This window comes from Corynebacterium freneyi (genome assembly GCF_030408835.1).
Classification (GTDB): Bacteria; Actinomycetota; Actinomycetes; order Mycobacteriales; family Mycobacteriaceae; genus Corynebacterium; species Corynebacterium freneyi.
Map to the genome: position 1 here is coordinate 1067010 of NZ_CP047357.1, position 12900 is coordinate 1079909.

Sequence of the window (12900 nt, forward strand, 5' to 3'; positions counted from 1 at the left end):
GCGCGCTTTCCGTCTCCCGGGGCCGTGAATCACGGGCGGAACGCCGACCGTTAGGGTGTGGGGCATGCGTCTCGTCATCGCCCGCTGCACGGTCGACTACGTCGGTCGGCTCACCGCCCATCTTCCGGAGGCCCCGCGCCTGCTCATGGTCAAGGCCGACGGATCGGTGTCCATTCACGCCGACGATCGGGCCTACAAGCCCCTGAACTGGATGACCCCGCCGTGTTCGCTGTCCGAGCAGCCGATTCTCGACGAGTCCGGAGAAGACACGGGCGAGTTGTTGTGGGTCGTGGAGAACTCCAAGGGGGAGCAGTTGCGCATCACCATTTCCGAGGTGCTTTCCGACGACTCCCACGAGCTCGGCGAAGACCCGGGCTTGGTCAAGGATGGCGTGGAGACACACCTGCAGGAGTTGCTCGCGGAGCATTTCACCACCTTCGGCGAGGGCTGGACGCTGATCCGCCGGGAGTACCCGACGGCGATCGGCCCGGTGGACCTGCTGGGCCGTGACGCGGACGGGGCGACGGTGGCGGTGGAGGTCAAGCGCCGCGGCAACATCGACGGCGTGGAGCAGTTGACGCGGTACCTGGACATGCTCAACCGCGACGAGATGCTCGCCCCGGTCGCCGGAGTCTTCGCCGCCCAGGAGATCAAGCCGCAGGCGCGCACGCTGGCCGAAGACCGCGGCATCCGGTGCGTCGTGGTCGACTACGACGCCCTGCGCGGCACCGAATCCAACGAATTGCGGCTTTTCTAGCGGGTAGCGTCTCTTTCAACGGCGACTGTTCCAGCGACGTCGCAACGACCGGGCACGCCGACTCGGCCCACCGGGCCGGGCGAACCCGGCGCAGGAAACGGAGGGCAGGAACGTGGGACGGGGCAAGAAGCGCAGGCGCGGGCCGTCGCAAAGCAAAGGCGGCGCACACCGCCCGCTGCCGAGCCTCGGCGCCTTCCAGACCACGCGCACCGAATCCGGGCCGGGCAGGCTCGCGGGGGAGGACTTCAACGTGCGCGACGTCGCCTCCGGGCAGGCCACGAAGTGGTACCGGTGCCCGGGCTGCGACCAGGAGATTCCGCCGGGCGTGGCGCACATCGTGGCGTGGCCGGCCGATTACGGGGGACGCGCCGACGACCGTCGGCATTGGCACCGCAACTGCTGGGGCAAGCGCGCCGACCGGGGCATCACGCGACGCTGGGGCTAGGCACCCCCCGAACGGACGGAAACGGACATCGTCGGGAATGCGGGGTATTCCGTTCGGTCACGGCCGGGAGTAGTCTGAATCAAGACAGTTCCGGAAACGGGCCACGGCTCGGACATGACCGCACGACCCGCGGTGTGCAGCGGGAACGCGGCCCCGAACGGCCACGCGCTTCCGGCAGCACCCGCGGTTCGCCCGACGGCCGCCGCGGCCGACGAAAGGGACACCATGGCCGGATCGGTCGAGTCCACGGCAGCATTCATCCTCGACAAAGTCGGTGGGCCGGACAACATCACCTCCGTGACCCACTGCGCCACCCGCCTGCGCTTCCACCTCCGAGACCTGTCCAAGGCGGACCAGGAGGCCATCGACGCCGATGACGAGGTCCTCGGCGTCGTGCCCCAGGGATCCACCGGGCTGCAGGTCATCATGGGCGGCGACGTGGGCAACTACCACCAGGCCCTCATGCGGCAGCCCGGCATGGGCGACGCGGAGAGGGAAGAAGGCACGAAGACCACGTCGCGCGGCCCCAAGACCGGTGCCGACGGGAAGAAGGAGTACGACGGCGTCCGCGGCAAGTTCGGCTGGGTCGACTACTGCTTCGAGTTCCTGTCCGACACGTTCCGGCCGGTGCTGTGGGCGCTGCTCGGCGCGTCGCTGATCATCACCCTGCTGGTGCTGGCCGACACGCTCGGAATCCAGGACTTCAGCCCCGCCGACGGCGAGACCCTGCCGCCGACGTGGCAATTCCTGCACGCCATGTGGCGGTCGGTGTTCTACTTCCTGCCGATCATGGTCGGCGCGACGGCGGCGCGGAAGCTTGGCGCGAACGAATGGGTCGGCGCCGCGATCCCCGCGGCCATGCTCACGCCGGAGTTCATCGCCCTCGGCGACCAGGGCGACACCGTCACCGTCTTCGGGCTGCCGATGGTCCTCAACGACTACGCCGGGCAGGTCTTCCCGCCGCTGTTCGCCGCGGTGGTGCTGTACTTCGTGGAGAAGGGCCTGAAGAAGATCATCCCCGGCGCCATCCAGATGGTGTTCGTGCCGTTCTTCTCGCTGCTGATCATGATTCCGGTCACCGCGTTCGTCGTCGGCCCGTTCGGCATCGGCCTGGGCAACGGCATCTCCAACATGCTGCTCGCCATCAACGAGTTTTCTCCGTTCATCCTGGCCATCGTCGTGCCGCTGATCTACCCGTTCATGGTCCCGCTGGGACTGCACTGGCCGCTCAACGCGATCATGATCCAGAACATCGCGACGCTGGGCTACGACTTCATCCAGGGCCCCATGGGCGCGTGGAACTTCGCGTGCTTCGGCCTGGTCACCGGCGTGATGATCGTCGCCATGCGGGAAAAGGACGCCTCCATGCGCCAGGTGTCCTCGGGCGGCATGTTCGCCGGCCTGCTCGGCGGCATTTCCGAGCCGAGCCTGTACGGCGTGGTGCTGCGCTTCAAGAAGACGTACCTGCGGCTGCTGCCCGGCTGTTTCGTCGGCGGCGTGGTCATGGGCCTGTTCAACGTCAAGGCGAAGGCGTTCGTGTTCACGTCGGTGCTCACCGTCGGCGCCTTCGATCCGCTGGGCGGCTACGTCATCGGCATCGCCGCGGCGTTCTTCACGTCGCTGCTGCTGGTGGTGTTCTTCGACTACCGGTCGGCGGACGAGAAGGCCGAGGCCCACGAGCGCATCGCCCGGGAGCGCGCCGCCGCGATGGCGGAGGTGGAGGAGGCCGCGAACGCGCCTGTGCCGGAGTCTGCGGACGCCGCGTCTTCGCGTGACGACGCCGACGTTTCCGCCGCAGGGGCCGGGGCCGCGGGTGCGGGCGCCGCGACCGCCGTTGCGGTGAAGGACGTCGACGCGGACGCCGCCGTCGACCTCGCCATCGCCGCCCCCATGAGCGGCACGCTGCTGCCGCTGTCCGAGGTGCCCGATGCCGCGTTCGCCGCCGGCAAGGTGGGCAAGGGCGCGGCCATCGATCCCGACGGCGACGTCGTGGTCGCACCCGCCGACGGCAAGGTCATGGTCACCTTCCCGACCGGCCACGCCGTCGGCCTCAAGCTCGACAACGGCCTGCAGGTCCTCGTCCACATCGGCGTCGACACCGTGAACATGGACGGCGAAGGCTTCAAATTCCTCGTGGCCAAGGGCGACCGCGTCACCGCCGGCACGCCGCTGGTGCGCTTCGACCGCGACGCCATCGTCGCCGCCGGCTACTCGCCGATCACCCCGGTGCTGGTGACCAACCACAGGAAATTCGCGGGGGTCGACGTCGTCGCAAAGCAGGGGCCCATCGCAATCGGCGACGCCCTGCTCGAGGCAACCCCCAAGCCGCCGAAGCCGGAGGCCTGACCTGACGCCCTGGGCGTAGAGCCCCGCTATCCCACCTCGAATGACGTAACCCACCCGCAATAGCGGGTGGGTTACGCCATTCGAGGGGGGGTTGGTCGATTTCATGGAACCGATCCACCGCGAACCGCGTCTAAGTCATCGAGGAGACCACCGGCGGCGACCACCAGGTCGACTGCCCGGTGGCGAGGCAACTGACGAAAAGGGGCGAAACTCGATGACGGGGGAGCGGGAATCACTGGTCACGCATGCGGAGACCGGATTGATGCTGAGCTCGATGCAGGGGGAGTCCGGACCGCGGCTGCTGCAGGCGGCGCTGAGGGACGGGCGGATCGAACGAATCACGAGAGGCGTATACGCGACCGTGGAGGCCAGGGCCCGCCACGAGACCTTCATGCTGCTCGCCATGGCCATCGGGCTGACCAACCGCGCGGCGATAGTCACCGGCCCGGCGGCCGCCGCCATCATGGGGTTCGCGTTCATCATCCCGGACGACGGACGCGTGGACGTGCTCGCCATCGGGTCGAAGGATCGCCGGGCGGGACGCTCGGTAGCGCGGCACGCGGTGACGGGGATCGGGACCCCGTGCATTTCACGGGGCGTCCGCGTGACGTCACCGGCCCGGACGGCGCTGGAAACGTGCCTCCTGCACGGGATCAAGGCCGGATTGGTGGTCGTCGAATCCGTGCTGTGGAAGGGGAGCGCCGATGCCGCAGCCCTGGCCGCGGAACTGCGGGCCATGGGCAGGCGGCGCGGAATCGGGTCCGCGCGGCGGGTGCTAGCGTTGGCCTCGAATCGCAGCCAATCAGCGGGTGAATCACTCGTGCGCTGGTGCATCGACCGAGCCGGGCTGCCACAGCCGCTGCAGCAGGTGGCGGTATTCGACCGGCATGGGAACTCGCTCGCCGTGGTCGACTTCTTCTGGCCCGAGCTGGGCCTGGTCATCGAATTCGACGGTCTGGTGAAGACCTCCGGCGAGTATGGGGATCCCGTGCAGGTGGCCCGAAAGCAGCTCGAGAGGCAGGACCTTCTGCTGCACGCCGGATTGCGCGTCATGCGCCTTGGGTGGGCTGACGTGTTGTCCGGGCGGTGCGTGCCCGTCCTGCTCGACGCGTACCGGCAGCGCCGTGCCCAAGGATCCGACTTCACCGGCCAGCACCGCCTCGCCGATGTGGCGTCGATGTCGCGGCGGTGAGGAGAACGCGAGGAGGCGGAGCGACACGGGAGCGAAGGCGGTGTGCAGGCGGTGCGCGCCTGGCGCACGAACTAACCCACCTCGAATGCCTTAACCCACCCGATACAACTGGTGGGTTAAGTCATTGGAGGTGGGTTAACGGGACGGGGGCGCAGCTTCGCGGGAACGGCGCCCTGCTACCCGGGAATCTCGTCCGTCGGGTAACCGGTCGTCGGGCCCTCGGAGCCCGGCCTCCAACCGAGCTCGGGCGCGACGTGCTCGGCGAAGGCCGACAACAGGTGCAGGTTGTAGTCCACGCCGAGCTGCGAGGGGATGGTCAGCATCAGCGTGTCGGCGCTCATGACGGCTTCGTCGGCCAGGAGCGCCTCCACGAGCTGATCGGGTTCGCCAGCGTAGCTCTTGCCGAACGTCGACCGGAAACCGTCGATGACGCCGATCTGGTCGCGGCCCTGGGCCTCGCGGATGAACAGCTGACGGTCGACGTCGGTCATGATCGGGAAAACGCTGCGGCTCACCGACACCCGCGGCGTCCACTCGTGGCCGGCCTCCGCCCACGCGGCGCGGTAACGGGCGATCTGCTCGGCCTGCAGCGACGCGAACGAGTCGCCGGTGGCCTCGGTGAGCAGGGTGGAGCTCATGAGGTTCACGCCCTGCCGCGCCGCCCATTCGGCCGTGTCCCGGGAACCCGCGCCCCACCAGATCCGCGAGGCGAGACCGGGGGAGTGCGGCTCGACCCGCAGGTACTGGTTTGGCCCGAACTGGGCGGGGTCGGCGGTGGCCAGGCGCTCGCCGCGCACGGCCCGCAGGAACAGATCGAACTTTTCGCGGGCGATGTCCGCGCCGCGCGGGTCGGTGGAGCCGTCGTAGCCGAAGGCCTCCCAGCCGCGCAGGGCGGGTTCCGGCGATCCCCGGGATACGCCGAGCGCCACGCGTCCGCCGGAGAGCAGATCCAGGGCGCCGGCCTCTTCCGCGAGGTACAGCGGGTTTTCGTACCGCATGTCGATCACGCCGGTGCCGACCTCGATGTGCTTCGTCCGTGCGGCGATGGCCGACAGCAGCGGCATGGGCGACGCCGCCTGACGGGCGAAGTGATGGACGCGGAAGTACGCGCCGTTGACGCCGATCTCGTCGGCGGCGACGGACAGCTCGACTGCCTGGGTGAGCATGTCCGCGGCGTCGTGGCCGGAGCCGGGGCTTCCGTAGTGGCCGAATGACAGGAACCCGAAAGATTTCATGTCCATGTCAACAAAGCGGGGGGCGGGCGCTATTCCCGAAGCCGCACGGGCCGGCTAGATTTTCTTCTTGCGCGCCTTGACGACGACCAGCACCAGCAGGCCGATCGTGAACCACAGAAGATAGCGGTTGACCACGTTGATCACCTCGAGCACCTGATCGCCGAAGGTGTGGCCCAACCACATGAACAGACCGTTGACCGCCAGGACGCTGAGCGCGTTGATGGCCATCACGACGCCGAGTCCGACCTTCAGCAGCCCGGCGATGGCGTTGAGCACGGTGCCCGGCACCGGCCCCGGGCAATAACCCAACGGCACGAGCCCCAGGATGACTGCCGTGGTCTTGCCGCTTTCCTTGGTCAGCGCCTTGGTGAAGAACGTGCGCGCCCGCGGCATGTACTGCAGCGACATGTCGATGAACTCCATGCCCCACCGCTTGCCCATCAGCCAATAGACGGGCACGAACTTCAACGCGCCCACCAGCGACGCCGCGAGGTAGAACCACCAGTCGCCGTTGCCGACCGACGCATTCGCGCCGGACACGGTGGCGCTGGTGTAGCCGCCGATGAGCAGCGAATACGCCAGAGGATGCGACAGCAGCCACGCCCGCAGCGCCAACATGGCCATGGAGTAGACGCCCATGGCCATGAGGAGGACGAACAGGAGCTTGTCCATCGGCTCCGGGTTCTTCATGAAGTCGGGGAGCTCGGGCTCGTCCCCGCCACCTCCGGAGGCGTGGTGGCGCCGGTCGTTTCGCTGTTCGGTCACGACAGTGAGAGTAGACCAGCCCCCGGATCCGCCGGACCCTGCACCTACTTGGCGGGCTCGACCAGCTCGAGCAGCACGCCGCCCGCGTCCTTCGGGTGGACGAAGTTGATGCGGGAACCGGCGGTGCCCTTCTTCGGCACCTCGTAGAGCACGCGGGTGCCCTGCTCCTTCAGGTGCGCCATCAGGGCGTCCATGTCGGTGACGCGCAGGGCGTACTGCTGGATGCCGGGGCCCTTCTTGTCCAGGTACTTCGCGATGGTCGACTCGTCGTTGAGCGGGGCGAGGATCTGGACCAGGGTGACGCCCTCGACCTTCTCGGCCGGCCCGAGCATGGCCTCGCGGACGCCCTGCTCCTCGTTGACCTCTTCGTGGTAGTTCACGAAGCCCATGTTCGCGCGGTACCACTCGACGGCGGCGTCGAAGTCGGGCACGGCGATGCCGACGTGGTCGACGTGGGTGACGAAGTGGTGGGGGACGGTGACGTTGTTCTCGCTCATGCCTTCCAGAATACGGTGTTTGCCTCGGCGGCGGCGCTACGCTGGGATGCATGATCGTCGCCTTTTCCGTCGCCCCCGCGTCCGTGGATCCCGATGAGGGGATGTCCGCGGCCGTCGCCGAGGCCGTCCGGGTGGTTCGCGAGTCGGGCTTGCCCAACGAAACCAACGCCATGTTCACTCTCGTCGAGGGCGAGTGGGATGAGGTGATGGACGTCGTCAAGCGCGCCACCGAAGCCGTGTCGTCCGTCGCGCCGCGCACGTCGCTGGTGCTCAAGGCCGACATTCGCCCGGGGTTCACGGGGCAGTTGTCGGCGAAGGTGGATGCGGTGGAGCGTCGCCTCGCGGAGTAGGCCGCTTTTTTGCTTGACGACGGCCCGTCGTCCCGCCCGACCGGCCGACAGTTTCCCACGACCGTTAGGATCCCATTCCCATGACGCATGCCCACGGACATTCCCATGGCCACTCGCACTCGCACGGACACTCCCACGGCGGCCACCGCTCGTGCTCGACGCCTCCGCCGCCGCCGGGCACCGTGGATTTGGAGGCCCTGAAGCGCGAGGCCGACGCCCGGGCCGAGGCGGAAAAGCGCATCTCCGACCAGGGAGAGGGACTGCCGCCGTTGGTGGAGGCCACCGTCGAGAATTTCGAGCCCGAGGTGGTCATCCGTTCCGAGCAGGTGCCGGTGGTGGTGCTCATCGGCGCGGCGGCGTCGCCGGAGTCGGTGCGGATGCGGCTGCTGCTGGAGGAGATGGCGCGCGAGGCGAACCTCAACTGGATCGCAGCGTGGGTGGATGCGGACACGCAGTTCGACGTCGCCCGCGCCTTCGGCGTGCAGGCCCTGCCGACCGTGGTGGCCGTGGCGATGGGCCAGCCGATCGGCCAGTTCGTCGGCGAACAGACCCGCGAGTACATGGACCAGTGGATCGAGGCGGTCATGGACGCCACTCGCGGCCGCCTGAAGGGCCTGCCCGCCGGCACCCGCATGATGGGCGAGGGGGAGGAGGGCCCCGACGAGGGCGCCGGCCTGAAGCCCCCGACGGATGATCCCCGCCTGCAGGTCGCCGAGGACAAGCTCAACGAGGGCGACTTCGACGGCGCGGTGGCGGTGTACGACGAGATCCTCCAGTCCGAGCCGGCCAACGCGGAGCTGAAGGCGGCGCGCACCAACGTGGCGTTCCTCGCCCGGGCCCAGAAGATCGACCGTTCCTCCGACCCGGTCGCCCGCGCCGACGCGGACCCGAAGAACGTGGAGCTGGCGCTGGACGCCGCCGACGTGGAGATGCTCGTCGGCGATCCGGCGCAGTCGCTCGAGCGTCTGCTGGTGCTGCTGCCGACGGTGTTCGGCGACGATCGCACCGCCGTCAAGGACCGACTGCTGGATCTGCTGCAGCTTTTCGACGCCGCCGATCCCGTCGCCCTCGACGCCCGCCGTCGGATGGCCAGCGCGCTGTTCTAGAACCCGGGGCGGACGGGGCGGGGCGGGGCCGGACGGGAGAGTGCCCCCGGCTCAGGCGTCCTGGTGGGTGTACGGCCAGTCGTCGGGGGCGACGAAGTACCAGACCGACGCCATGACCGCGGCCACCGAGATCGTCAGAACGGCTCCCAGGGCCACTTGCGTGGCCCAGTGTCGGGCGCGGAACCATTCCTCGGCGTCGTCGTAAAGCCGGGCCAGCCGCACGTTGAGCCGCCGCATGGGCGGATGGACCAACGACAGCAGGCCCAGTGACACGAAGATCAACAGCCAGCCGGGCGCCGGCGTGGGCAAAATGACGACGCCCACGATGAGCAGGCAAAACCCCAGGACGAGCAGGATCGGGGACAGGACGGGGCCGTACCAACGCCGCCGCATCCGCTCGTGGCGGTCCTTCATCCGGTCCATCAACCGGCTGATCCTCTCCTCCACGGGCCCTCCCTTCCGATGCTCGCGTCCGTGCCGCGCGTCCGTCCCGCGACCGTTCGGTGGTCCGGGCGCATATTCCGACGATTTTGCCATCCCGCAGCCGTGAGCGCCCGTCGAAAACACGGCGAAACCGCTCCATCGCCGGCATATGGGGGGGGATTTTCGGGTGCGTCCGTTGGAAGCCGATGCTTGACGACGGCCGTGACCTGGTACTCTGCCGACGTTCACCGAAGAAGAAACGTCGACGCCCGACTTCCGGAAGCGGACCGGGCGTCTTTTCGCGGCCCGAACGCGCCAGCCCGACGGGATGCGGCGCCCGGGGCGACACCCAGGAGACGATGATGCGAGCACGAACGGGGACGGCGAGGAAGGTCCCCGGACTCATCCTGGCCGGCATGACGGTCACCGCGCTGCTGGCCGGCTGCACGATCGGCGGCGGCGACGCCCCCGCCACCGAGAACCCGACGGCCACCGTCGAATCCGTCGACGGGTGGGACCCGTCGGAGGAAGTGGAGTGGACCGACGCGCAGAAGATCCTCGACGACGCCGTCGACGACTTCTACGACCTGTACGGCATCGACCTGGCCGTCTACCTCCGCGTCATCGACGGCCCGTACCGCGGCCTGACCGCAGCGGCCGGCGGCGACGAAAAGCAGTACTCGGCGTCGACCATCAAGGCCCCGCTCGTCGTCACCGCGCTGAACACTTTCGGCGACGACCTCGACGAGATCGTCACCGTCGACTGGGAGGACGCCGTCGGCGGCAGCGTCATCGGCCCGGGCGACTACACCGTGGACACGTTGGTGCGCTACGTGATGGCCTACTCCGACAACACCGCCGCCAACGGCCTCATCGACGCCGTCGGCGGATTCGATGCGGTCAACGACGTCATCGAGGCGGCCGGCGTCGACGGCGAGCGCTACCACCTGGGCAACAAGATGAACATCCCGAACCCCTCCGGCGACCGTTCGTGGATCTCGCCGAGCCAGGCCGCGCTGTTCATGGCGCGGATCCAGGAAGTCGCCGACGGGCGCGGCGACCACGACTTCATCGACCGGGACACCGCGCAGCAGGCGCTGACGTACCTGACGTACGGAGGGGCGCAGAAGTTCGCCATGTACGTCGGTTCCGCCGTGCAGAAGACCGGCGACACCGGCGAAGGCACCAATGACCACGGCATCCTCTACACCGCCGCGGGCCCCGTGGCCTACGGCATCACGACCCGCTTCGGGACCCCTATGAACGAACTCACCGACGCGCTGCTCGGCCAGCTCGGCGGGCGGATCGCCCCGCTGTTGCCGGACTACAACCGCCTCGACGACGACGGGAAGCCCGTGAGCCCGAAGGACGCCGCGACGTGGAGCGCCGACGAGGACGGCGACGGCATCGCCGACCGACTGGCCGACGCGGACGCCACCGCCGAGCCGCAGTACGACGAGACCCTCGAACCCGACTGGTTCAACCCCTACCGGGCGTCCTAGGCAAGCTGCGCCGCCCGGGATCAGCCCTCGTGGCGGAACCAGATCGCGGTGTTGGCCGGCAGGGTCAGCTCGATGGACTGATCCTGGCCGTTCCAGCCGTGCGACTCGGCCTCCAGGGTGCCGTTGAGGCCGTAGCCCGAACCGGCGTAGCGCTCGTCGTTGGTGTTGAGCACCTCGCGCCACGCACCCGTACGCGGGACACCGATGCGGTAACGCTCCTGCGTCGCACCGGACAGGTTGAGCACGCACGCCAACACGGACCCGTCGTCGCCGTAGCGGACGAAGGACAGCACGCTGTTGTTCGTGTCGTCGGCGTTGATCCAGGAGAAGCCCTCCGGACGATCGTCCTGCGACCACAGGGCGTTGGTGTCGCGGTAGATGGCGTTGAGGTCCTTGACCAGCAACTGGATGCCGCGGTGGAACTCGCCGCCCCAGCCCTCGAGGTTGTCCCACGCGATGGACTCGTCATGGTTCCACTCGCGGTTCTGGCCCAGCTCCTGGCCCTGGAACAGCAGCTGCTTGCCCGGGTGGCTCCACATGAAGGACAGCAGGGTGCGCAGGCCGGCTGCCTTGTTCCAGTCGTCGCCCGGCATCCGCTCCCACAGCGAACCCTTGCCGTGCACGACCTCGTCGTGGCTGAACGGCAGGATGAACTTCTCGGAGTAGGCGTAGACCATCGCGAAGGTGATCTCGTGATGGTGGTACGAACGGTGGATCGGATCCTTGGAGAAGTACTCCAGGGTGTCGTTCATCCAGCCCATGTTCCACTTCATGGTGAAGCCCAGGCCCCCGTCCTCGGTCGCGGCGGTGACGCCAGGCCACGACGTGGACTCCTCGGCGATGGTGAGGAACCCCGGGTGGTGCTTGTGCACCGTGGCGTTGAACTCCTGCAGGAACTGCACGGCGTCGAGGTTTTCGCGGCCGCCGTACTGGTTCGGCAGCCACTCGCCCTCGTTGCGGGAGTAGTCGAGGTAGAGCATCGACGCGACGGCGTCGACGCGCACGCCGTCGATGTGGAACTCCTCGGCCCAGTACAGGGCGTTGGCGTACAGGAAGTTGCGGACCTCGTTGCGGCCGAAGTCGAAGACGTAGGTGCCCCAGTCCTTCTGCTCGCCGCGACGCCAGTCCGGGTGCTCGTAGCAGGCGGTGCCGTCGAAGCGGGCCAGCGCCCAGTCGTCCTTGGGGAAGTGGCCCGGAACCCAGTCGACGATGACGCCGATGCCGGCGGCGTGGAAGGCGTCGATGAGGGCGCGCAGCTGATCCGGCGAACCGAAACGGCTGGTCGGGGCGTAGTAGGAGGTGACCTGGTAGCCCCAGGAACCGGCGAACGGGTGCTCGGCGACCGGCATGAACTCCACGTGGGTGTAGCCCATGTCCTTGACGTAGCGCACCAGCTGCTCGGTCATGACCTCGTACGACAGGCCCCGCTTCCACGAGCCGAGGTGGACCTCGTAGATCGACATCGGCTCGGCCCGCCAGTCGGTGGTGGCGCGCTTGGCCATCCACTCGTCGTCCCTCCATCGGTATTCGGACTCGGCGACGACGGAACCGGTGGCCGGCGGGACCTCGGTGGCGAAGGCCATCGGGTCGGCCTTGTCGCGGCGGTGTCCCTCCGGGGTGGTGATGGCGAACTTGTAGACCTCGCCCGGGCCGACGCCCGGGATGAAGACCTCCCACACGCCCGATCCGCCCATGGAGCGCATCGGGTACTGGGCGCCGTTCCACATGCAGAAGTCGCCGATCACCGCCACGCCGCGGGCGTTGGGCGCCCACACGGAGAAGGACACGCCGGACACCTCGCCCAGTTCGGTGTCGTAGGTGCGCGGATGCGCGCCCAGCGCCTCCCACAGGCGCTCGTGGCGGCCTTCGCCGATCAGGTGGAGATCACCCTCCTGGACCGTCGGCAGGAAGCGGTAGGCGTCCGCGCGTTCCTCGACGGAACCGTCGGCCCACGTGACGCGCAGGCGGTAATCGAAGTCCGGCTCACCCGGAACCAATGCCGCGTAGACGTCGTCGCCGACCGGTTCGGCCTCGAATTCTCCCCGGGTGGAGACGACGGTCACCGCGGTCGCGCCGAAAATGCGGGCGCGGATGACGGTGTCGCCGTCGATCAGGTGCGCACCGTAGAACGAGTGGGGGTCGTGGTGCGTGCAGCTGCGGAGACGATCCATGTCTCCGGCCGGGATGGTCAGGCGCGGATCGGTGGGGGCGCTCATGGCGGTCCTTCCAGGTGGATTCCGGTGTATTCGTCGTGGGACGGGCCGAACGGGGATCGGGTCGAA

At 68.4% G+C, this 12900-nt stretch carries 12 protein-coding genes; 7 read left to right on the top strand and 5 right to left on the bottom strand.

Translation table 11 applies throughout. The features are described from left to right. Positions 1-64 precede the first annotated feature (64 nt). The 4 genes from nucS to CFREN_RS04915 all read left to right on the top strand — a co-directional run bounded on the left by nucS (position 65) and on the right by CFREN_RS04915 (position 4740). The gene (nucS, locus tag CFREN_RS04900; RefSeq protein WP_209653450.1) at positions 65-757 is read left to right on the top strand and encodes an endonuclease NucS; all 693 of its coding nucleotides are present in this window, start codon (positions 65-67) and stop codon (positions 755-757) included. Between the two features lie 112 nt (positions 758-869). Continuing rightward, positions 870-1202: an Rv1322 family protein gene (locus tag CFREN_RS04905; RefSeq protein ID WP_209653448.1), complete on the top strand. Its 333-nt coding sequence runs from the start codon at positions 870-872 to the stop codon at positions 1200-1202. Positions 1203-1427: 225 nt separating this feature from the next. Continuing rightward, on the top strand, positions 1428-3548 hold the full coding sequence (locus CFREN_RS04910) for a glucose PTS transporter subunit IIA (protein ID WP_209653446.1): 2121 nt from the start codon (positions 1428-1430) through the stop codon (positions 3546-3548). Positions 3549-3762: 214 nt separating this feature from the next. Beyond that, positions 3763-4740: a PDDEXK family nuclease gene (locus tag CFREN_RS04915; RefSeq protein ID WP_070522797.1), complete on the top strand. Its 978-nt coding sequence runs from the start codon at positions 3763-3765 to the stop codon at positions 4738-4740. Between the two features lie 176 nt (positions 4741-4916). On the opposite strand, the gene CFREN_RS04920 is transcribed toward CFREN_RS04915, so the two are convergent. From CFREN_RS04920 to mce, 3 genes are all read right to left on the bottom strand, one after another. After that, positions 4917-5975: an LLM class flavin-dependent oxidoreductase gene (locus tag CFREN_RS04920; protein ID WP_209654716.1), complete on the bottom strand. Its 1059-nt coding sequence runs from the start codon at positions 5973-5975 to the stop codon at positions 4917-4919. A gap of 54 nt (positions 5976-6029) precedes the next feature. After that, positions 6030-6665, bottom strand: coding sequence for an SNARE-associated domain-containing protein (locus CFREN_RS04925; protein ID WP_070522889.1), 636 nt, complete (start codon positions 6663-6665; stop codon positions 6030-6032). 119 nt (positions 6666-6784) lie between these two features. Then, positions 6785-7237, bottom strand: coding sequence for a methylmalonyl-CoA epimerase (mce, locus tag CFREN_RS04930; protein ID WP_209653442.1), 453 nt, complete (start codon positions 7235-7237; stop codon positions 6785-6787). 50 nt (positions 7238-7287) lie between these two features. On the opposite strand from mce, the gene CFREN_RS04935 reads away from it, so the two are divergent. Together CFREN_RS04935 and CFREN_RS04940 are read left to right on the top strand one after the other, a co-directional pair. After that, positions 7288-7587, top strand: a complete 300-nt coding sequence (locus tag CFREN_RS04935) for a thiamine-binding protein (RefSeq protein WP_070522799.1) — start codon at positions 7288-7290, stop codon at positions 7585-7587. A gap of 80 nt (positions 7588-7667) precedes the next feature. Next, positions 7668-8693, top strand: a complete 1026-nt coding sequence (locus tag CFREN_RS04940; protein WP_209653439.1) for a tetratricopeptide repeat protein — start codon at positions 7668-7670, stop codon at positions 8691-8693. 51 nt (positions 8694-8744) lie between these two features. Here the strand turns inward: CFREN_RS04940 and CFREN_RS04945 are convergent, their stop codons facing one another. Beyond that, on the bottom strand, positions 8745-9140 hold the full coding sequence (locus tag CFREN_RS04945) for a TIGR02611 family protein (protein ID WP_209653437.1): 396 nt from the start codon (positions 9138-9140) through the stop codon (positions 8745-8747). Between the two features lie 335 nt (positions 9141-9475). On the opposite strand from CFREN_RS04945, the gene CFREN_RS04950 reads away from it, so the two are divergent. Continuing rightward, complete coding sequence (locus CFREN_RS04950; RefSeq protein WP_224371701.1) at positions 9476-10618, top strand: serine hydrolase; 1143 nt, start codon at positions 9476-9478, stop codon at positions 10616-10618. A 20-nt stretch (positions 10619-10638) separates the two neighbouring features. Here CFREN_RS04950 and glgB read toward each other — a convergent pair whose 3' ends face one another. Further along, positions 10639-12834: a 1,4-alpha-glucan branching protein GlgB gene (glgB, locus tag CFREN_RS04955; RefSeq protein ID WP_209653435.1), complete on the bottom strand. Its 2196-nt coding sequence runs from the start codon at positions 12832-12834 to the stop codon at positions 10639-10641. Between the last annotated feature and the right edge of the window lie 66 nt (positions 12835-12900).

Coding starts and splice junctions, on each gene's coding strand:
- nucS (WP_209653450.1), top strand. CDS start 65: ATGCGTCTCGTCATCGCCCGCTGCACGGTCGACTACGTCGGTCGGCTC.
- CFREN_RS04910 (WP_209653446.1), top strand. CDS start 1,428: ATGGCCGGATCGGTCGAGTCCACGGCAGCATTCATCCTCGACAAAGTC.
- CFREN_RS04915 (WP_070522797.1), top strand. CDS start 3,763: ATGACGGGGGAGCGGGAATCACTGGTCACGCATGCGGAGACCGGATTG.
- CFREN_RS04920 (WP_209654716.1), bottom strand. CDS start 5,975: ATGAAATCTTTCGGGTTCCTGTCATTCGGCCACTACGGAAGCCCCGGC.
- CFREN_RS04925 (WP_070522889.1), bottom strand. CDS start 6,665: ATGAAGAACCCGGAGCCGATGGACAAGCTCCTGTTCGTCCTCCTCATG.
- mce (WP_209653442.1), bottom strand. CDS start 7,237: ATGAGCGAGAACAACGTCACCGTCCCCCACCACTTCGTCACCCACGTC.
- CFREN_RS04935 (WP_070522799.1), top strand. CDS start 7,288: ATGATCGTCGCCTTTTCCGTCGCCCCCGCGTCCGTGGATCCCGATGAG.
- CFREN_RS04940 (WP_209653439.1), top strand. CDS start 7,668: ATGACGCATGCCCACGGACATTCCCATGGCCACTCGCACTCGCACGGA.
- CFREN_RS04950 (WP_224371701.1), top strand. CDS start 9,476: ATGATGCGAGCACGAACGGGGACGGCGAGGAAGGTCCCCGGACTCATC.
- glgB (WP_209653435.1), bottom strand. CDS start 12,834: ATGAGCGCCCCCACCGATCCGCGCCTGACCATCCCGGCCGGAGACATG.